General features: G+C 61.1%; 20 protein-coding genes and 1 riboswitch. Of the genes, 18 read left to right on the top strand and 2 right to left on the bottom strand.

Features of this window, described 5'->3' with window-relative positions:
* Nucleotide 1: 1 nt before the first annotated feature.
* Nucleotides 2–733, top strand: coding sequence for a precorrin-2 C(20)-methyltransferase (locus CQ13_RS28265; protein ID WP_057846104.1), 732 nt, complete (start codon nucleotides 2–4; stop codon nucleotides 731–733).
* Nucleotides 730–1,464, top strand: a complete 735-nt coding sequence (gene cobJ / locus CQ13_RS28260) for a precorrin-3B C(17)-methyltransferase (RefSeq protein ID WP_057846103.1) — start codon at nucleotides 730–732, stop codon at nucleotides 1,462–1,464. Before CQ13_RS28265 ends, cobJ begins: the two co-directional genes overlap by 4 nt.
* Here cobJ and CQ13_RS28255 read toward each other — a convergent pair.
* Nucleotides 1,440–2,189, bottom strand: a complete 750-nt coding sequence (locus CQ13_RS28255; protein ID WP_057846102.1) for a cobalt-precorrin-6A reductase — start codon at nucleotides 2,187–2,189, stop codon at nucleotides 1,440–1,442. The genes cobJ and CQ13_RS28255 overlap by 25 nt on opposite strands.
* Between CQ13_RS28255 and CQ13_RS28250 the strand changes: the two genes are divergently transcribed.
* The 8 genes from CQ13_RS28250 to cobT all read left to right on the top strand — a co-directional run bounded on the left by CQ13_RS28250 (nucleotide 2,188) and on the right by cobT (nucleotide 9,444).
* A complete protein-coding gene (locus tag CQ13_RS28250; protein ID WP_057846101.1) occupies nucleotides 2,188–3,369 on the top strand; it encodes a bifunctional cobalt-precorrin-7 (C(5))-methyltransferase/cobalt-precorrin-6B (C(15))-methyltransferase in 1,182 nt (393 codons plus the stop codon). The two genes, CQ13_RS28255 and CQ13_RS28250, sit on opposite strands and share 2 nt — an antisense overlap.
* Nucleotides 3,366–3,734 (top strand): cobalamin biosynthesis protein, encoded by a 369-nt coding sequence (locus tag CQ13_RS28245; RefSeq protein ID WP_057846100.1) that lies wholly within the window; start codon nucleotides 3,366–3,368, stop codon nucleotides 3,732–3,734. The genes CQ13_RS28250 and CQ13_RS28245 overlap by 4 nt, the downstream gene beginning before the upstream one ends.
* Nucleotides 3,731–4,513 carry a precorrin-4 C(11)-methyltransferase gene (gene cobM / locus CQ13_RS28240; RefSeq protein WP_057846099.1) on the top strand — a complete coding sequence of 261 codons (783 nt, stop codon included), beginning with the start codon at nucleotides 3,731–3,733 and terminating at the stop codon, nucleotides 4,511–4,513. The genes CQ13_RS28245 and cobM overlap by 4 nt, the downstream gene beginning before the upstream one ends.
* Nucleotides 4,513–5,826 (top strand): cobyrinic acid a,c-diamide synthase CobB, encoded by a 1,314-nt coding sequence (locus CQ13_RS28235; RefSeq protein WP_057846098.1) that lies wholly within the window; start codon nucleotides 4,513–4,515, stop codon nucleotides 5,824–5,826. Before cobM ends, CQ13_RS28235 begins: the two co-directional genes overlap by 1 nt.
* Nucleotides 5,823–6,545, top strand: a complete 723-nt coding sequence (cobA, locus tag CQ13_RS28230) for a uroporphyrinogen-III C-methyltransferase (protein WP_057846097.1) — start codon at nucleotides 5,823–5,825, stop codon at nucleotides 6,543–6,545. Before CQ13_RS28235 ends, cobA begins: the two co-directional genes overlap by 4 nt.
* A gap of 51 nt (nucleotides 6,546–6,596) precedes the next feature.
* Nucleotides 6,597–6,823: riboswitch (cobalamin riboswitch) on the top strand.
* A 35-nt stretch (nucleotides 6,824–6,858) separates the two neighbouring features.
* Nucleotides 6,859–7,536: an energy-coupling factor ABC transporter permease gene (locus tag CQ13_RS28225; protein ID WP_057846096.1), complete on the top strand. Its 678-nt coding sequence runs from the start codon at nucleotides 6,859–6,861 to the stop codon at nucleotides 7,534–7,536.
* A 50-nt stretch (nucleotides 7,537–7,586) separates the two neighbouring features.
* The gene (gene cobF, locus CQ13_RS28220; RefSeq protein WP_057846095.1) at nucleotides 7,587–8,336 is read left to right on the top strand and encodes a precorrin-6A synthase (deacetylating); all 750 of its coding nucleotides are present in this window, start codon (nucleotides 7,587–7,589) and stop codon (nucleotides 8,334–8,336) included.
* A 52-nt stretch (nucleotides 8,337–8,388) separates the two neighbouring features.
* On the top strand, nucleotides 8,389–9,444 hold the full coding sequence (gene cobT / locus CQ13_RS28215) for a nicotinate-nucleotide--dimethylbenzimidazole phosphoribosyltransferase (RefSeq protein WP_057846094.1): 1,056 nt from the start codon (nucleotides 8,389–8,391) through the stop codon (nucleotides 9,442–9,444).
* Here the strand turns inward: cobT and CQ13_RS28210 are convergent.
* Nucleotides 9,439–10,014, bottom strand: a complete 576-nt coding sequence (locus tag CQ13_RS28210; protein ID WP_057846123.1) for a histidine phosphatase family protein — start codon at nucleotides 10,012–10,014, stop codon at nucleotides 9,439–9,441. The genes cobT and CQ13_RS28210 overlap by 6 nt on opposite strands.
* A 1,086-nt stretch (nucleotides 10,015–11,100) precedes the next feature.
* On the opposite strand from CQ13_RS28210, the gene CQ13_RS28205 reads away from it, so the two are divergent.
* The 8 genes from CQ13_RS28205 (at nucleotide 11,101) to CQ13_RS28170 (ending at nucleotide 19,385) form a co-directional block, all read left to right on the top strand.
* Nucleotides 11,101–12,576 carry a coproporphyrinogen-III oxidase family protein gene (locus tag CQ13_RS28205; protein ID WP_057846093.1) on the top strand — a complete coding sequence of 492 codons (1,476 nt, stop codon included), beginning with the start codon at nucleotides 11,101–11,103 and terminating at the stop codon, nucleotides 12,574–12,576.
* Nucleotides 12,577–12,593: 17 nt separating this feature from the next.
* Nucleotides 12,594–13,784, top strand: a complete 1,191-nt coding sequence (locus CQ13_RS28200; protein WP_245309374.1) for a hypothetical protein — start codon at nucleotides 12,594–12,596, stop codon at nucleotides 13,782–13,784.
* A 56-nt stretch (nucleotides 13,785–13,840) separates the two neighbouring features.
* Entirely contained in the window at nucleotides 13,841–14,371 is a 531-nt protein-coding gene (locus CQ13_RS28195) for a GNAT family N-acetyltransferase (RefSeq protein WP_057846092.1), read from the top strand.
* A 465-nt stretch (nucleotides 14,372–14,836) separates the two neighbouring features.
* Nucleotides 14,837–15,913 carry a hydrogenase small subunit gene (locus CQ13_RS28190; protein ID WP_057846091.1) on the top strand — a complete coding sequence of 359 codons (1,077 nt, stop codon included), beginning with the start codon at nucleotides 14,837–14,839 and terminating at the stop codon, nucleotides 15,911–15,913.
* A 34-nt stretch (nucleotides 15,914–15,947) separates the two neighbouring features.
* Nucleotides 15,948–17,738: a nickel-dependent hydrogenase large subunit gene (locus tag CQ13_RS28185; RefSeq protein WP_057846090.1), complete on the top strand. Its 1,791-nt coding sequence runs from the start codon at nucleotides 15,948–15,950 to the stop codon at nucleotides 17,736–17,738.
* Nucleotides 17,739–17,749: 11 nt separating this feature from the next.
* A complete protein-coding gene (gene cybH / locus CQ13_RS28180; RefSeq protein WP_057846089.1) occupies nucleotides 17,750–18,481 on the top strand; it encodes a Ni/Fe-hydrogenase, b-type cytochrome subunit in 732 nt (243 codons plus the stop codon).
* A 12-nt stretch (nucleotides 18,482–18,493) separates the two neighbouring features.
* Nucleotides 18,494–19,078, top strand: a complete 585-nt coding sequence (locus CQ13_RS28175) for a HyaD/HybD family hydrogenase maturation endopeptidase (RefSeq protein WP_057846121.1) — start codon at nucleotides 18,494–18,496, stop codon at nucleotides 19,076–19,078.
* 16 nt (nucleotides 19,079–19,094) lie between these two features.
* Complete coding sequence (locus tag CQ13_RS28170; RefSeq protein ID WP_057846088.1) at nucleotides 19,095–19,385, top strand: HypC/HybG/HupF family hydrogenase formation chaperone; 291 nt, start codon at nucleotides 19,095–19,097, stop codon at nucleotides 19,383–19,385.
* Nucleotides 19,386–19,832: the final 447 nt, after the last annotated feature.

Here is a 19,832-nt window from a genome sequence, read left to right as displayed (position 1 = left end):
CGTGGGTCGTATTATCTGCTGCGGCCTCGGGCCAGGCGATCCGGACTTGATGAGTGTGCGCGCTGATCGCGAGGTCCGCGCGGCGACGCATGTTGCCTATTTCCGGAAGAAAGGTCGCCCCGGCCAGGCCCGGCGCATCGTCGATGGGCTACTTGCCAAGGACATCTGCGAATACCCGATGGAATATCCGGTCACTACGGAGATCGCCTTTGACAGTCCGGAATATGTCCGCCTCCTCGCCGGCTTTTACGACGAGTGGGCGGAGCGTCTTGCGCGGCTCACTCGCGCGGTCGACGTTGTCGTGCTTTGCGAGGGCGATCCCTATTTCTATGGTTCCTTCATGCACCTGCACGCTCGCTTGCAGGGGCGAATAGAGATCGAGGTGGTCGCAGGCATTCCCGGAATGGCGGGCTGCTGGAATTCGGTTGGCCAGCCGATCGCCCTTGGCGACGACGTGATGACGGTGCTGATGGGAACGTTGCCGGAGCACGAACTCGAACGGCGCGTGCGCAATTCCGATGCGCTCGTGATCATGAAGACCGGGCGCAATCTCGGGAAGGTCCGTCGCGCGTTGGCGGTCGCCGGCCGGCTTGATGACGCATGGCTGATTGAGCGCGGCACCATGCCGGGCGAGCGCGTGGCGCGGCTGAGAGACGTCGACGAGGCAGATTGCCCCTATTTTGCGATCGTGCTGGTGCACGGGCGGGGGCGGCGCATGGAGTCCGCCGAATGACGGGCTCGCTGACCATCGCGGGACTTGGGCCGGGCGACGAAGCGCTGGTCACGCCGGAAGTCTCCGCCGCGCTCGCTGCCGCGACCGACATATTGGGCTATGCGCCCTATGTCGAGCGCGTGCCGGCCCGTGACGGGCTTACGATGCATCCATCCGACAATCGCATGGAGTTGCAGCGTGCGGCCGTCGCCCTGCGGCTGGCATCGGAAGGACGCCACGTCATTGTGGTCTCCTCCGGCGATCCCGGCGTGTTCGCGATGGCTTCAGCCGTGTTCGAAGCGCTTGAAGCATCGCCGCAATGGCAGGGGCTTCCCATCCGGGTCCTTCCTGGCGTGACGGCGATGCTGGCGGCCGCTGCCCGCGCCGGCGCGCCTCTCGGTCACGATTTTTGCGCCATGAACCTCTCCGACAATCTGAAGCCGTGGCCGACGATCGAGAAACGCCTGCGACTTGCCGCCGAAGCCGACTTCGCGATCGCGATGTACAATCCGCGTTCGGCGAGCCGGCCCGAGGGTTTTGGACGCGCGCTCGAGATTCTGCGTGAGGCAGGCTGCGGTGAACGCCTCGTGATCTTCGCGCACGCTGTCAGCACGCCCAAAGAGCGAATTCGAACGGTCACGCTGCACGAGGCGCGATCGGAGATGGCCGACATGCGAACCCTCGTCATCGTCGGTAATTCGGCGACCCGTCGCGTCGGTCGCTGGGTCTATGCTCCGAGGCATGCCCGATGACCGAGCCATTCCATGACCTCGGCCACGCTTTCCGCCCGCGGCCTGTCGGGCAGTTGCGGCCGCGAGAGCATGACAACTGGAAGGCCGAGTTCGCGCGCGGCGTCGATCTTGGCACGCGCGCCCGTTCCCCCGGAATTGCGGGCAACGATCCATTCGATGCCGCGCGAGCGCATCATCTCCAATTCGCCGGCGAGGGTGAATGGTCCGCGCGACACGATGACGTCGGCGTCTGGCAACGGCAGCGGTCCGGCGGGAGGATCGACAAACCTCAAAGTGTAGGCGTGCTGCGGCTTGGCGCCGAAGGGGGCGATATGCTGCCGGCCGATCGCAAGAAACACCTGCGCGTGCTCGTCTGGCAACACCGCGACAGCGGAGCTGATGTCCGCGACCTCGATCCAGCTTTCATCGTGCGCTTTCGCCCAGGGCGCGCGCTCGAGCGCGATCAGCTGGGCTCCACTCGTCGCACACGCCGCAACCGCGTTGCGGCTCATCTCGGCCGCGAAGGGATGGGTCGCGTCAATGACATGCGTAATTCGTTCTCGACGAAGGTATTCGGCAAGGCCGCTCGCGCCGCCGAAGCCGCCGATGCGGGTCGGCAGCGGCTGGTTTGCAGGGGCGCGGGTGCGTCCCCCGTAGGAATAGACCGCGTTGAGCCCCGCACGCGCCGCGGCGTCCGCGAGCACATTGGCATCGCTCGTTCCGCCCAGGATGAGGGCGCGCATCATGGGTAATCCCTGGCTGACAATTATCGGCATCGGCGAAGATGGCCTTGCAGGCCTCTCCGAAGCAAGTCGAAAAGCCCTTGCAGAAGCCGAAACGGTCTTTGGCGGCGAACGGCATCTCGCGCTGGCAGGCATTGCCGACCGCGGCCGTCCCTGGCCGGTGCCGTTCGATGCGGACTGCGTGCTGGCCTGCCGCGGCCGGCCGACGGCGGTGCTCGCCTCGGGCGATCCGTTCTGGCACGGCGTCGGCGCAAGTCTCGCGGAGAAATTGCTTGCCGGCGAATGGATCGTCCATTCCGCATCGTCAACATTCTCGCTGGCGGCAGCACGGCTTGGCTGGCGGCTGGAATCCGTGAGCTGTCTCGGCCTTCATGCTGCACCGTTTGAACGGCTGGTTCCGCATCTGGCGCGCCGCGCGCGCATCATTTGTCTGGTGCGCGACGGCAAGGCGGCCGGCGATCTGGCCGAATGGCTGACAGCGCGCGGCTGGGGGGAGTCGCGGTTATGGACTCTCACCGCGGTTGGCGGCCCACGCGAGACCATCACGCAACATCGCGCTGACAGCTACGTCACCGACCATAGCGCCGGTCTGGCAGCCATTGCGTTGGAGGCCGGCGGATCGGACGGGCTGTCACGCAGTTCTGGCCTCCCGGATTCGCTGTTCGTGCATGACGGCCAGATTACCAAGCGTCCGATGCGCGCTCTTGCGCTTTCGGTGCTGGCACCCAAGCCCGGCGAGCGATTGTGGGACATCGGTGCGGGCTCCGGCTCGATCTCCGTGGAGTGGGCCTTGTGCGGAGGCGTGGCGACGGCCATCGAAGCACGAGGCGATCGCGCGGCGAATATCCGCAGCAATGCCGCCGCCTTCGGCTTGGCGCATCGGATCACCGTCATCGAGGGAACGGCCCCCGGCATTCTGTCGGGCATCGAGACACCACAGGCGGTGTTCGTCGGCGGAGGGCTTGATGCCGCGATGTTCGATGGCGTGTGGTCCCGCATGCAGGCGGGAACGCGGATCGTTGCGCACGCCGTCACGTTGGAGACGGAGGCGTTGCTGTCGGACCTGCAGCAGCGTTGCGGCGGCGAACTGATGCGGGTCGAAATCGCGCAGGCAGGTAGCCTCGGCCGCTACCGGTCCTGGGAGGCGGCGCGGCCGGTCGTGCAATGGAGTGCGGTGAAGTGAAGGTCGCGGGTCTGGGATTCAGGCGTGACGTGAATGTTGCTTCGCTGCGCGAAGCGCTTGTCGCCGCAGGTGGTCCCGACGGAATCGCGGCTGTCGCAACCGTCAGCGGGAAGGCAGAAGCGGCGGCGCTCAAATTGCTGGCGCGTGAGCTCAACGTGCCGATCAAGGCCGTGCCGGCCAAGGCCCTGGCTGGCATCATTACGCCGACACAGTCTGAATTCATCAAGGCGAAGCTCGGCGCGGGATCCGTCGCGGAAGCCGCCGCGCTTGTAGCGGCCGGCCGACATGCGCGCCTTATTTCGACACGGATGGTTTCGCACGATCGGACGGCCACCGCAGCGATCGCGGAAGGAGATGGCGAATGACGGTGCACTTCATTGGCGCAGGGCCGGGGGCCGCCGATCTGCTGACCTTGCGCGGCCGTGATCTGATTGCCGCCTGTCCGGTCTGCCTATATGCTGGCTCGCTCGTGCCCGAGGGCGTTCTTGCGCATTGCCAGCAAGGTGCGCGGATCGTCAATACCGCACGGCTATCGCTCGATGAGATCATCGCCGAGATCGTTGCCGCGCACGCGGAAGGCAAGGATGTCGCACGGCTTCATTCCGGCGACCTTTCGATCTGGTCGGCGATGGGCGAGCAATTGCGCCGCCTGCGTGCGCTTTACATTCCCTATACAATCACCCCCGGCGTGCCGGCCTTTTCCGCAGCGGCGGCGGCGCTCGAAGTCGAGCTCACGCTGCCGGGTCTTGCGCAGTCCGTGGTGCTGACGCGAACGCCGGGCAGGGCGAGCGCGATGCCTGAGGGCGAAAAACTCGCCGCCTTCGCCGCCACCGGTGCGGTGCTCGCCATCCATCTCTCGGTGCATATGCTCGCCAAGGTGGTCGCCGAACTCGCGCCTCATTATGGTCTGGACTGCCCGGTGGCGATCGTCTGGCGCGCGAGCTGGCCCGACCAGCGCATCATCCGCGCCACGCTCGGTACCTTGGACGCTGCGGTTGGTACCGAGCTCGAACGCACTGCCCTCATCCTGGTCGGCTGTACCTTGGGAACGGAGGAGTTTGGCGAAAGTCGTCTGTACGCCACCGATTATGACCGTCGCTACCGGCCTGTCGGCACGACGCCGCGTTTTCCGGAGGCGTCGTGATGGCGCGGAGCCTCGTCATCTCCGCGCCGGCATCCGGTGTCGGCAAGACGACGCTGACGCTGGCGCTGGCCCGCGCCTATCGCGATCGCGGGCTGAAGGTCCAGTGCTTCAAGAGCGGGCCGGACTACATCGATCCGGCCTTTCATACCGCCGCTACGGGACGCGCCTCCGTCAATATCGACAGCTGGGCCATGCGGCGTGAGGCGATCGAAGTGCTCGCCGCGCGCGGTGCGGATGCGGATCTCGTTCTGGCCGAAGGTTCGATGGGCCTGTTCGATGGCGTTGCCGCGCGGGGCGTCTCGGGCACCGGCGCCACCGCCGATATTGCCGAGATGACGGGCTGGCCGGTCCTGCTTGTGATCGATCCTTCCGGACAGGCGCAAACCGCTGCAGCGGTGGCTGCGGGACTGCGCGATTTCCGCGCGGGCGTGCGTCTTGCCGGCGTCGTTCTCAACCGCGTCGCCAGCACGCGGCACGAGGACCTGGTGCGCCGTGCCATGGCAGGCGCCGGCATTCTGGTGTTCGGGACGTTGCCCCGCCACGCCGCGATCACTTTGCCGAAGCGGCATCTTGGCCTGGTACAGGCTGAGGAGCAGGGCGAGGTCGACGGCCTGATCGCGGAAGCCGCCCGCTTCGTCGCTGAGCATGTCGATCTCGATGCAGTGCTGCAATCGGCGGCATGCGCCTGGACGGCGCCATGCGCCGCGTACGGCCCAAGCGTAAAGCCACCCGGGCAACGCATCGCTCTGGCGCGCGACGGCGCATTCTCGTTCGTCTATCCGCACATGCTGGAGGCCTGGCGTGCCGCCGGAGCCGAGATCACGACCTTCTCGCCGCTCGCCGACGAGGGTCCTGATGACAGTGCCGACGTCTGCTGGCTGCCCGGCGGCTATCCGGAATTGCACGCCGGCCAACTCGCGGCAAATCGCCGATGTCGCCGTGCGCTAAAATCCTTTGCCGAGACACGGCCGGTGCATGGCGAGTGTGGCGGCTACATGCTGCTTGGCACCGCTTTAACTGACGCCCACGGCACACACCATGAGATGACGGGACTGCTCGGCCTGCATACGAGTTTTGCCCAACGTCGCATGCATCTGGGCTATCGGCTTGCGGAACTTGCTCTGCCGATGCCCGGATATCAGGCCGGCGCGCTACTGCGCGGCCATGAATTCCATTACTCCACGATCGTCTCGCAGCCCGATACAGCTTTGGCTATCGTACGCGACGCGACTGGCGCGGTCGTTGCGGAGACGGGCTCGCGGCGCGGCTACGCCACCGGCACGTTCTTCCACCTCATTGCGGAGGACAGGTGAGCGGCTTTGTTTCCTTTGTCTCGGCCGGCCCAGGCGATCCCGAGCTCCTGACGCTCAAGGCGGCTGCGCGTCTGCGCGCCGCTGATGTCGTGCTGTATGACGACTTTGCCTCGGGCGCGATCCTCGATTACGCCCGAGCCGGGGCCAATCTGGTAGCGGTTGGCAAGCGTGTGGGCCGGCCCTCAGCCAAACAGGAGCACGTCAACCGGCTGCTCATCGACTACGCCGCCGCAGGCGCCCGCGTTGTTCATTTGAAATCGGGAGACGCCGGCATCTTCGGCCGGCTTGAAGAAGAAATTGAGGCGCTGCAAACTGCGGGCATTGACTACGAGATCATTCCAGGCGTCACGTCGGCCTGCGTTGCGGCAGCGCGCGGCATTCCACTCACCCGCCGGCACACCTCGCGCCGCGTCCAGTTCGTGACCGGCCCAGATGTCACCGGGCGGTTGCCCGCGAATCTCAATTGGGCGGCACTGGCCGATCCGGAATCGACGACCGTGGTCTATATGGGCAAGCGCACATTCCCGGCGCTCGCGGCAAAGCTGATCGAGCACGGCATGGCTCCCGACACCCCGGCGCTATTTGCGGAGTCTCTGGGCCGCGCCCAGGAGCGGATTGTCCGCACCACGATTGCAAAGCTTGCAGAGCAGCTCGCGCAAGCCAGCGCCGCAACGGCGGCGGTCATTCTTTTCGGCGCGCTGGCGGGAGAGACTCTATGATGAGGCCGTCGCCCGATCTCGCGAGCCCCTTGACGTCTCCTCGTCGGAAGGAGCACACAGATCAGGCATGGTGCTCGAAGCGGCGCAAAGCGCCGGAGCATAATCGGGAACCGGGCAAGGGCGGACCTGAATGCGGCGCCCAAAGCCCCGGCCCCCCCCCCCCCCCGCGCCTGTAAGACGGTGAGGGGCTCCAATCCGCCACTGGGCCGTCAGCTTGGGAATGCCGGGGCCCGTTTTGAACCGCGAGCCAGAAGACCGGCCCTGCAGTTTTTAACACCAGCGCCGTCGTGTGACGGCAGAAGGGACGTAAGTCATGCATATCGAACCAGGTATCGTTACGGGCGCCAAGCTCGTGCTGAGTTACGCGACCGGTGCCGTTGCCGCCGGCTGCGCTCTCAAGCTCACGGTCGAAACCGTGCGCGAGCAGGGGTTTGTTTCATTCGCGGTGCGCACCGTCGCAACAACGGTCCTGGTCTTCTCTTTCTTCGAACTGCTGCCGCATTTCCGGATCGGGGTCTCGGAGGTGCATTTCATTCTCGGCTCGACGCTGTTTCTCCTGTTCGGCGCAGCGCCAGCCGCATTCGGGCTGGCGCTTGGTCTTCTGCTGCAGGGGCTGTTCTTCGTACCGACCGACCTGCCGCAATATGGTATCAACGTGACCACGCTGCTGGTGCCTTTGTTTGCGATCCAGGCGCTGGCCGGGTGGATCATTCCTCGCAGCACCGCCTATGTTGACCTGCAGTATCGCCAGGCGCTTGCGCTTTCGACCGCCTATCAATCCGGCATCGTGGCGTGGGTCGCCTTCTGGGCGCTGTATGGTGCGGGCTTTGCGGCCGAGAACCTCGCCTCCATCGCGTCTTTCGCCGCTTCCTACGCGCTCGTCGTAGTATTTGAGCCGCTGGCCGATCTGGCCGTGCTGGCACTGGCGAAATCACTGCGAGATGTGATGGCCGACGGTCTTGTTACCTATCGCCTTCACAACGCCGCCTGAAGATGGCGTAAGGGCGGTCGCAAGTCGCGGCCGCCCCCACTCATAACGTGATGCTGACACTCTCCCTGATAGGCATTGGCTGCGGCGATCCCGAGCAGCTCACGCTTGCTGCGATCCGCGCGATCAATGCGGCTGACCTGGTGCTGATTCCGCGCAAAGGTGCCGCGAAGTCCGATCTCGCCGACCTGCGCCGGCTGATTTGTGCGCAAGCCTTGACGAACAGCCGCACGCGCGTTGCTGAGTTCGACCTGCCCGTTCGCGGCACCGCGCAGGAGCACTACCGCAAGGGAGTGGAGGAATGGCACGACGCCGTCGCCGTGACCTGGTCCCGGGCAATTGCGGCGTATCTCGGTCATGACGGGCGCGTTGCCCTGCTGATCTGGGGCGATCCTTCGCTATACGACTCGAGCCTGCGGATCGCACGAAGGCTTGATCCGTTGCCAATGATCGAGGTCGTGCCAGGCGTCACGTCGATCCAGACGCTTTGCGCCGCGCATGCACTGCCGCTGAACGACATCGGGGAGCTCTTTCTCGTCACCACCGGACGGCGGCTGCGCGAGGTCGGTTGGCCGTCAGGCACCGACACCGTGGTCATCATGCTCGATGGCGTTGCCGCGTTCCAGTCGCTCGACCCGAACGGACTACATATCTGGTGGGGCGCCTATCTCGGGATGCCCGAGCAGATCACCATGTCAGGTGCGCTTGCAGAAGTGGGGCCAGGCATCGTCGCCGCACGACAGGAAGCACGCGCCAGGCACGGCTGGATCATGGATAGCTACATCCTCAAGCGCGTGTCGTAGCACTCGTGCGAAGGCCGCTGGCATCTTGAACCATCACCAAGGGCAGGACCACATGCTACCCGAGTGGGTCTACCAGGAGTGCCCGGGCGTTTCGACCGTCCATCGCGATGCCGCCCTGGCCCGTCAGGCCGAGCTCACCAAGCCGACCGGTGCGCTGGGTCGCCTCGAGCAGCTCGCGATCGAGCTCGCCGGTCTGCAACAAACCGACCGGCCTCGAGCCGAGCGCGTGCCGATCATCGTCTTTGCAGGGGATCACGGCATCGTCGCGCAGGGAGTATCGGCCTATCCTCAGGAAGTTACGAGCGCGATGATGTCGAATTTCGCGTCAGGCGGTGCAGCAATTTCGGTTCTCGCGCGCGAGCTGGGCTCAATTCTGGAGATCGTCGATGCCGGCACGCTCGCCGAACAGCCAATCCCGGGAGTCGCGACAGACAAGCCGCGCCGGGGCAGCCGGGATTTCAGCAAGGAAGCGGCGCTCGAGTTGGGGGAGGTCGCCTTCGCCTTCGACTGCGGCAAGCGCGCCGTCGCGCGGGCGGCCTCAGCAGAGCCAGATCTTCTGATCCTTGGTGACATGGGGATCGGCAACACCACGACTTCTGCGGCAGTCGCCGCCGCCCTGCTTGGCATGGGCGCCGAGCAGGTGGCCGGCAATGGCACCGGGATCGATGCAGACACCCGTGCGCGCAAGGCGCACCTGATTGATGCATCGCTGGCTCGTCATGACCTTACAAGACCAGGAACTTCTGCCGAGCGGATCCTGTGCGCGGTAGGCGGTCTCGAAACTGCTGCGATTACGGGCGCGATCATCGCCGCCACACAGCGTCGCCTCCCTATCATGATCGACGGTTTCATCGTGTCCGTCGCGGCATTGACGGCGGTGCATCTTAATCCATCGTGTCGACCCTTTCTCTTATCCTCGCATCAATCGGCCGAGCAGGGGCACCGCCTGGTTCTTGAGGCCCTGAATGTGCAGCCGTTGTTCAATCTGGACCTCAGGTTAGGGGAGGGATCGGGCGCCGCGCTTGCATTGCCGATCCTGCGGCTTGCATGCGCTCTGCACAATGGCATGGCGACCTTCGCGCAAGCCAGCGTTCCGAATCGCTCATAACGCGACATTCTGATTGACCGACACAATCCGCCAATTGTTCCGTAGCCGATCAATTCGGGTGATCGACAGCGGATCGATAACAAAGCGCAACGCTGCTTGCGGTGCGATGTCGAGGGCTACGCAGAGCGCGGCGCGAATAGTGCCGGAATGCACGACGAGCGTTGCTGGACCAGCAGCTATTTTACGTAGTCCATCCCGAACCCTCGCAATTTGATCTTCGAAGCTCTCGCCGCCGGGTGGGCTTGAACGAGCGGGATCCTTCCAGAACTCGGCGTACCCTTCTTCTCCGAGAGCGGCGAGATCGTCGTGACGTCGGCCGGTCCAATCCCCGAAGTCCTGCTCCCGAAACTCAGGCACCAGGATTGGATCAAGCTCGAATGCGCGCGCGGTATCGAGAGTTCGTTGAGACGGACTCGCATAGCTTGCGGCGACCCGTGGCAAGCGCCTTCGCACGGCTTCCAAATGCGCCCGATCGCTGAGATCGGCCGGAGCGCCCGAAGGGGAGATCGTTCCTTCGATAGAATCGACGACCGCATGCCGGACCAACCAAAGAAAGGCTTCCCCTTCCATTCCCATATCTCCGAGATCCTTATCAATGCGAGAAACATCTTGAACATTCGCCCGCGGACGGTTTACCGCGACCAAGGACTGATATCACAGCCGGAGCAAAATGCGTATCTCAACACCTCCCGGCGCCGCCGCCGTGCAAGGAAGGCGCGTTGTTGCCTCGCGTCAGGCCGGGTTTTCATGACCGCGCTCGTGCCTTGTTAATGCGACGGCGATGGGCGCTCGCGCTGATTGCCATCGGCCCCTGTTCTGGAATCGACATCGGCCGGCCTGCGGATGCGTCGGGCATCGAGCTAACTGAGCTCCCGAACGTCTCGAACGGTCGCCGGGGGATCTCCTGCGCGTCGTCGCGGGCGGCAAGTTGTCCCGCGCAGAGACATGCTTTGCAGGCTTAACGGCTAAATCGCCGACAACCTATACCACTGGCTGATATGATCAGGCCAACAGCGAGAATAACCATAAGCTGGTGCGATGTGCAGCAGCATCGCTCCCCCTGGCTGACTTCCCGGTCGGCCGCCGAAAGGGGCAACTGAGCTCGTCGAGAGACGACCATCGTCATTCGATGCTCCGTGGTGTCGTGTTCGGCGTGTCCGGTTGAAGACGCATATGTCCGGAAACCGACGCCGAGGCGCAAGTATTCCGTCGCCGCGGCGCGAAGCACATGATTTTCACTCTTCAAGCAAGGCTCGCACAACGTGCTTGGTGGCACGTCGATTGCTTGGACAAGGTAAAGGATCCGCACGACCATGCCGCTATCCCAGTCGTTGGCGCAGGAGCTAAATGAACTTTACTCGCTTGATCCAAATCAACACCAGAGACGCCGCACTGAGTGCCGTCAGGTTTCGCAACGCACGAAGAATATTCGCGTTGGCCGCGACACCTGCCTGTCCTCGACAATCTCTAGTCATCCCGCGCGTCTCGCTGAGCGCATCGCGACGTGCGATCTGATCGGGGTCCAGTGGGAGGCGAATGCAGGTGGCTGATCGAAATGTGCTGCTTCAGTAACGAGCCAAAGAAGAAACTGATGGGACGCGGCCGCAGCTGCCATCGCGGCTTTCCTGCACACGAAAACTAAAGGAGTTCCAAAGCATGAACGCGCCAAGCTATTCCGAGGCCCTGGAATTCGCGATCGACCGTTCGTACGAGATCAACCTAGACATGTTGAGATCGCGAAACTTGCACCTTGATACGCACAACGATTATCTCGTCGGCACCTATCCGCCTCTCAAGGCAATGGGGGACCTGAATGCCGAAAGGTTGTTGACTCAGGTCGCGTCGTCAATTGATCTCTATTTCCACATCCCCTTCTGTAATCAGTATTGCAGCTTTTGCCACTTCGCCAAGGAAATCAATCCATCTTCCGAGCGAGTGGAACGTTATTTGGTGGCTTTGAATAAGGAGATGAGTTGGTCAGATGCGGCGCTTGCTGGCAGAGATGTTGAGACTGCTTTTTTTGGAGGTGGTACTCCCTCGTTTTTGACCAACCATCAACTCAAAACGCTATTTGATATGACTAATCAGCGCTTTGATTTATCGAGGGCCGAAGTAAGTTTCGAATTGCATCCCTCTCTTGTGAAGCATGCGGACGCTGCGGATCGCATATCCACTCTACTTAGAGGTGGCGTAAACCGCTTCGTACTGGGCGTTCAAAGTCTAGACTGGAGTATTTTGCGCATACTGAACCGCGGGCACGGTGTGGAGGAGGTGATACAAACCGTAAAATTGCTGAATGAAATGGGCGTTGAGAACCTGTCGCTTGACCTCATGTATGGGCTGCCGCAGCAAACGCTCCGAAGCTGGTACGACTCAATTATCGGCCTATTGGACATGGGAATAGAGAAGTTCAATGTATTCCCATTGATGTTTAAATCGACTGACCCCGTAGCCCGCCATTTGGCTAGAGGACGATATCAATTCGCCGGGGCTAAAGAGCGCATCATAATGCACTTTATGGCAGAGCACATCCTCACTAAACTCGGCTATCGCCACGGGCCGATTTTCTATTGGACTAAGAGGTCGCAGCCGCACTCCGTTCAACAGCGCCGTAAGTACGATTCCTGGAACGACAATAATCTTGTCCCGTTTGGGGTTGGCGGATTTGGTTACATGAGCCAGTGCCAGTTCTATAACGAGGCAGACTTAGATCGCTACCTCTCTAGGGTTGAGGCAGGCGAGAAGCCAGTGTGGAGGGGTGTTGTACTGTCGCAAGACGACCTTATGCGCCGAACGTTAATGTTTGCTTTGCGAAGCAGCGGAGTGTTGCTCTCCCGATTCGAGCGGGAGTTTGGAGTATCGGTTGAAGAATACTTTTGCCGCGAGCTTGAAATCTTAAGGGAGGCGGGTCTCGTCTGCATCTCAAACGATGGCGTGCTGTCGTTAACTGCCGCCGGCAATATCAACTCGGGCGCTGTATCGCTGCTATTTTTCTCCGACAATGTGCTTGAGCGGGTCGCGTACAACGATGGCAGGATAACAGACAAGCGAACCGATCTGCTCGAAAAACACGACTACTCGCCGGCCGCAAGATACGGGTCAAGTGCAGAAATGCAAGCTGTCTTTCGATGAAATCGGGGCGCTCGTCTATGATCCATAGTTTATCCCTTTCCACTCCGGAGCCGCCGCCCTATCGGGAGCAGCAGATATTTTCTCATCTTACCGATGGCATTGATCGCGGGCAGCGAAAACGCCCGCTTGGGCTTGTCAGCAATTTTGTCGCCGATCAGCTTCCGCACTGCATTGCCGAGATCAAAGGCAGTAAACGGCCAGATGAAGGGGTCAAGGCTCTTGGACGCAGCGTCAACGCGATGATTGCATCGACTGACTATGTGGTACAGCTGCTGAATCTGCCGCAGCCCGACTTCGCGATCGCTAAGACAGACATCCAGTATCTCGTCAACTGTGCTTATCAGATGTCAGCGTTTGCCGGTCTTGATCCCGTGGACGCGGAGTTGACGGTGGGAGAGGAGCTGAGCCGTCTTGCCTGCTTAAGTTGTCATCGGCAGCCTAGCATTGAGGTCCTCTCGTATGAAGATATGATCCTTGCGAACCCGGTGCAGAGCGATCCACGCGTGTATTGCCTCGGCGCGGCCGGGGTCGAGGAGCGAGATTTTTGCTTAGGTCACCAACTCATCGAGAGCGAGCTACAGCTAGCAATCGACGCTCTACTTGAATTGCGTGACGCGGCTGGCGCGGACGCTCGTCAATGTCTTTCGGTATGCTTGGAGCGCCTTGAGTCAGCAAATAATGTTCTGACCCGCTTTTACGAACATATGTCGCCTGACCTATTTGGCCAATTCCGTGTGTTTTACGGAAAGAACCCTTACAAGAACAGGCTTGGCCCGAGCGGCCGGTTCTCTGCCCGCATAGTGGCGGTCTCGGTGCTACTGGTCGGTGAAGAACTCTTCCAACAGAGGCCGCAGTTTTATAGGGATGTATATCGGCTGTCCGAATACTATCCGCAGGGATGCATTCACGAGGTGTTCCGCTGGTTGTCACCGGACAATAGAAGCGCGGAGCTCACGCCAACTTGGCTAGAAGGGAAAGCGGACTTTCCTAAGTCTGCAACCATTTCGCCCGTCATGGAACGCCACGGCAATGAAATCGGAAAACTGCGCGCGTCTTGTGTTTATGCGCTGGATCAGTTCACCCGGATGCACCGTATTACTGCCTTAAAGTATACGGTTGAACCGGGTCGTCCAACTGTCGGAGTTGAGGCGTCGGAAAGTGTTGAGGTTGTCCTTTCACAGCGGCTATTAACGGCGGCGCGTCCGTAAGCTGACGGTATGCGCCAGACGTGCGGCGCCCGACACCGGTCGAAAGGTGATGTTCGATGTCTCAAGACGAGGTGATCTTTCGTCGGTTTGAGTCAGGGGATACTGATGATGTATGGCATATGCATAGAAGCGCATCGGAGGATGTTGGTGTGCGTGGCCCGGAAGGAGCGTGGGAGGATGATTTACGCAACATTGGAGAAGTATACATCGCGTCAGGCGGAGACTTCGTGGTTGCGCATATTGGTTCCCGACTCGTTGCCATGGGTGGATTGAAACCTGTTGACGGTGATGTCGCAGAGCTGAAGCGGATGCGGGTCGATCCTGCCTTTCACCGACGAGGGCTTGGGAGGAGGATTCTTAGTGAATTGGAATCGCTAGCCGGTGCTCTAGGATTCAAGTGGATAATTCTCGACACGACAAAGATCCAAGTAGGGGCTCAAAGGCTTTATGAGACGGCTGGCTACGTTCGCCGCAAGGAAGGGATGTTGCACGGATATGCAGTGATTTTCTACCATAAGCGGCTCACCGGCCGGGATGCCCCACCTCACATGATAGATGACATTGTGAGCCTGGATAATCCAGTCTAATCCTGAGTGACCAGCTTCGTGAAAAGCTGAAGAAGGTGGAGGCGCTAGGATTTCGGCGCGCGACGACCAAGAGAAGCGCGGCGTCGCGGAAGCGCGGAAGGTGAGCTCGACGAGTAAAGACGTAGCGATGCCCCCATTGAGGTGATGGTTACCTATCAGACAGTGTCGAACAGCGACTTGGTCAATGCAGACGCTGCGACCAGAATATCGTGCGTTTGTTCGGCCCTGCGTGATGTGTACGACGGACTGATCGCAGAGCCACCGAGCTAAAGCCGGCAGCTTACTTGCCGATTTCTGATTGAATGCGTTCCGTTTCCCCGGCTCTCATCGCCCTTGCGTGACTAATTTGAGCGCTTCTTCTGGAAACGGCTTGGTATCTCTCAAGTGTTTTACGTGTGGTGTTGGCCTGCTTCTTGCTACCCTAGCGTCAGCAAGTCGTCGCTAACAGATCTCGGGGAAGAATTTATGGGCGGGGCAGCGGAAACGTTTTACGGCGTCATCAGACGTCAGGGTATCACGCGTCGCAGTTTCCACAAATTCTGCAGTTTGACGGCAACGAGCCTCGGGCTCGGTCCGCTCGCGGCACGCCAGATTGCCAACGCGCTGGAGACAAAGCCGCGTGTGCCCGTGATCTGGATGCACGGGCTCGAATGCACCTGCTGTTCGGAAAGCTTTATCCGCTCGGCCCATCCGCTCGTCAAAGACGTGGTGCTGTCGATGATCTCGCTGGATTATGACGCCCTGATCATGGCGGCGGCAGGACACCAGGCCGAAGCCATCCTCGAGGAGACCCGCGCCAAGTACAAGGGCGAGTATGTGCTTGCCGTTGAAGGCAATCCGCCGCTGAACGAAGGCGGCATGTTCTGCATTGATGGCGGCAAGCCGTTCGTCGAAAAGCTCAGGGCGATGGCGGAAGATTCCATGGCGATCATCGCTTGGGGGACTTGTGCGTCCTGGGGTTGCGTGCAGGCGGCCAAGCCCAACCCGACTGGGGCGACGCCGATCGATAAAGTGATCACGAACAAGCCGATCATCAAGGTGCCCGGCTGCCCGCCCATCGCAGAGGTCATGACCGCCTTGGTGACATTCATCACCACGTTCGGAAAGCTTCCCGAGCTCGACCGCCAAGGGCGTCCAAAGATGTTCTATTCCCAGCGCATCCACGACAAGTGCTATCGGCGTCCCCATTTCGACGCCGGCCAGTTTGTCGAGGTGTGGGACGATGAGTCAGCGCGCAAGGGCTATTGCCTCTACAAGATGGGCTGCAAGGGGCCGACCACCTACAACGCCTGCTCGGCCGTTCGGTGGAACGGCGGCGTTTCCTTCCCGATCCAATCCGGCCACGGCTGCTTCGGCTGCTCCGAAGATGGCTTTTGGGACAAGGGCTCGTTTTACGATCGACTGACGACCATCAAGCAATTCGGCATCGAGGCCAACGCCGATCAAATCGGCATGGCCGCTGCTGGCGCGGTCGGCCTAGCCGTTGCCGCGCACGCGGCGGTCACGGCCGTGAAGCGGCTGACCCTAAACCGGGCCGAGTAGCTCAGGAAAAATAATTGAATTCAGAAGGACAACGATGGGCGCCCAGACACCCAATGGGTTCAAACTCGACCATTCCGGCAAACGCATTGTCATCGATCCGCTGACCCGGGTCGAAGGCCACCTCCGCGTGGAGGTCAATCTCGATTCCGACAATGTGATCCGCAACGCGGTCTCATCCGGAACTATGTGGCGCGGCATCGAGACGATCCTGCGTGGACGCGATCCTCGCGATGCCTGGGCGTTCACCGAGCGGATTTGCGGCGTCTGCACCGGCACACATGCGCTCACCTCGGTACGCGCGGTGGAGAACGCGCTGGGCATCACCATTCCAGAGAATGCTAATTCGATCCGCAATATCATGCAGCTCTGCCTGCAGGTGCACGATCATCTTGTACACTTCTATCACCTGCACGCGCTGGATTGGGTCGATGTGATTTCCGCCCTCAAGGCCGATCCCAAGGCGACCTCTGCGTTGGCGCAATCGGTCTCGTCCTGGCCGCTATCATCGCCAGGCTATTTCAAACATCTGCAGATCAGGCTCACCAAGTTCGTTGAATCAGGGCAGCTCGGCCCGTTTAAGAATGCCTATTGGGGGCATCCGGCCTACAAGCTTCCGCCGGAAGCGAACCTGATGGCCTTGGCGCATTATCTGGAAGCGCTCGACTTCCAGAAGGACGTCGTCAAGATCCACGCCATCTATGGCGGCAAGAACCCGCATCCGAATTGGCTGGTCGGTGGCGTGGCCTGTGCCATCAATGTCGATGGTACCGGTGCAGTGGGCGCCATCAATATGGAGCGGCTGAACCTGGTATCCTCGATCATTTGCCGTTCGATCGAATTCGTCGAGCAGGTTTATCTGCCCGACGTTGCCGTGATTGGCTCCTTCTACGAAGACTGGCTCTATGGCGGTGGTCTCTCGGGTAAGAGCATAATGTCCTATGGCGACATTCCCGAGAACGCCAATGATTATTCCGCGAAAAACCTCAAGCTGCCGCGCGGCGTGATCCTCAATGGCAATTTCAGCGAAGTCCTGCCGATCGATCACGGCGATCCCGAGCAGATCCAGGAGTTCGTCGCCCATTCCTGGTACAAATATCCCGATGAAACCAGGGGGCTGCATCCCTGGGGTGGTATCACCGAGCCGAATTTCCAGCTCGGGCCCAACGTCAAGGGCACCAGGACCCACATCAAGGAGCTCGACGAAGGCGGCAAGTATTCCTGGATCAAGGCGCCGCGCTGGCGCGGCAACGCCGTCGAGGTGGGACCGCTGGCGCGATACATCATAGGTCACGCGCAAGGCAAAGCGGAGTTCAAGGAGCCGACCGAGAAGCTGCTGAAGACGCTCGATCTACCCTTCGCTGCACTCTTCTCTTCGCTCGGCCGCACTGCGGCGCGTGCGCTCGAATGCCAATGGGCCGCGCACCAGATGCGCTATTTCCAGGACAAGCTTATGGCGCATTTCAAAGCGGGTGACACCGCTACCGCCAACGTCGATAAATGGAAGCCGGAGAGCTGGCCGAAGGAAGCCAAGGGCTACGGTTTCACTGAGGCGCCGCGTGGTGCGCTGGGGCACTGGATCAAGATCAAGGAGACCAAGATCGACAACTACCAGTGCGTCGTGCCGACGACATGGAACGGCTCGCCGCGTGATCCAAACGGCAATATCGGTGCATTTGAGGCCTCGTTGATGGATACGCCGATCGCTGATCCGGAGAAGCCGCTGGAAATCCTGCGCACGATCCATTCCTTTGATCCATGCCTGGCCTGCTCGACCCATGTGATGGGGCCGGATGGCCAGGAAATGGCAACGGTCAAGGTCCGCTAGGGGAGGCGGCATTGCTGGACAAATCTCCGCAAGCGCTAACCGCCGCTGTCGCGGCCGACGCGGTACGCTCCGGCCGCAGCGCCGAGCGTGGCGTCGTCTACGTCTACGAGGCGCCGGTGCGGCTATGGCATTGGATCAACGCCGCGGCAATCCTGGTGTTGGGCCTCACCGGCTATTTCATCGGCAGTGGGATACCGACCATGCCGGGAGAGACAAGCGACGATTTCCTGTTCGGCCATATCCGTTTTGCGCATTTTTTCGCAGGCTATGTGCTCACGCTCGGCTTCCTCTTCCGCATTTACTGGGCGTTCATGGGCAACCCCCATGCTAAGCAGATTTTCTACGTGCCGCTCTGGCGCAAGAGGTATTGGCGCGAGGTGTGGCACGAGATTCGCTGGTACGCTTTCGTTGCGGCCGAGCCAAAGAAATACGTCGCGCACAATCCGCTGGCCCAGCTTGCGATGTTCTTCATGTTTACGCTGGCGATCGCGTTCATGATCGTCACCGGCTTTGCACTGTACGCACAGGGCACCGGCAACGACAGCTGGCAGTACATGCTGTTCGGCTGGGTGTTTTCGATTTGGCCGAACAGCCAGGACCTCCACACCTGGCATCATCTCGGCCTGTGGATGATCGTGACGTTTGCGCTCATCCACATCTATACAGCGGTTCGCGAAGACATCGTGTCGCGCCAGAGCATCGTCTCCTCGATCATTTCTGGCGAGCGCGAATTCCGCGATTGATTGACGATGCAGATGCCAACTCCGGAGAACACGAAACGGATTCTGGTGCTCGGCATCGGCAATATCTTGTGGGCCGATGAGGGGTTCGGCGTGCGGGTGGTGGAGCAGTTCCACTGCCGCTACGCCGTCCCTGGCAATGTCACCATGCTCGATGGCGGCACGCAGGGGCTCTACCTCGTCAATTTTCTCGAGGAGGCCGATTGCCTGATAGCGTTCGATGCCATCGATTATGGACTCGCGCCCGGGCACTTGAAGCTCGTGCGAGACGAGGAGGTGCCGAAATTCACCGGCGCCAAGAAGGTGAGCCTGCATCAGACCGGTTTCCAGGAGGTCTTAAGTGCGGCCGACCTGCTTGGCCGCTGCCCGCGAGAGCTCGCTCTAATCGGCTGTCAGCCACTTGATCTGGAGGATTGGGGCGGGCCGCTGACGGCTCCGGTGCGCACTCAGATTGCGCCTGCGATCGAACTGGCTTGCGAACTGCTGGCGCAGTGGGGTTCTCCGGCAAAACTGCGGACCGCGCCGCTACCGGAGTCGGAGCGTCTACTCGCGAACGACATCGACCATGCAAAGTATGAGAGGAGGGCGCGGCCGATCTAGCGGCTCGCCGATTACCATGTGCCTTGGCTTGCCAATGACGATTATTGAGACCGACGGCATGTCGGCGCTTTGCGAATATGCTAATGAACAGCGGCGCGTCTCAGTCATGCTGCTCTCCGAGCCGCCGGTCGGTGCCAAGGTGCTTGTCCATATCGATACCGCGGTGCGGCTCTTGGATGACGACGAAGCGCGGCTGATCGCGGACGCGCTTGAGGGCCGTGATGCGGCCCTCAATGACCACGATTGCGATCGTTTCTTTGCGGACTTGATCGGTCAAGAGCCGCAACTGCCCGAGCACCTGCGCTAGCCTGGTGTCGCCTCCCGGACACTGCCTGCCCATCTTTGCCTATATCAGCGGGAACCAAATTTGCAGCCGAAACAAGGTTCACGCGGAATATGTCGAGCGGGTGCTGATCCGAGCGGGAACGCAATCGCGAAAGAGCAATGATTGGCACGTGCCTTGCTACACCTCATCCAGCAGAACCATGGATTATCAGGGAGACGGCTGATGGACCTTCAGCCCGGAAACATGATCTGACGCGGCTCCGTCTGTCCGAGGTGGGGACCGAAAGCGTCGCACAAGCGCGAGACACTCGGCATAATCGCCAAGATCCGGGAGATCTCTATCGACCGCATTGCGAAGCTCATTGATCGCCCGCGCGCCAATGGCGCGTCTGTGGACATAAGCATCATCCCTCAGCACACCAACGGAACGTCGTACATGAAACAGGTTTCCGGGTCGCGCCCGATAGCG

This window comes from Bradyrhizobium retamae (assembly GCF_001440415.1).
Classification (GTDB): Bacteria; Pseudomonadota; Alphaproteobacteria; order Rhizobiales; family Xanthobacteraceae; genus Bradyrhizobium; species Bradyrhizobium retamae.
Note: the sequence above shows the minus strand (reverse complement) of the source record. Positions and strands in the feature narration are given on the sequence as shown.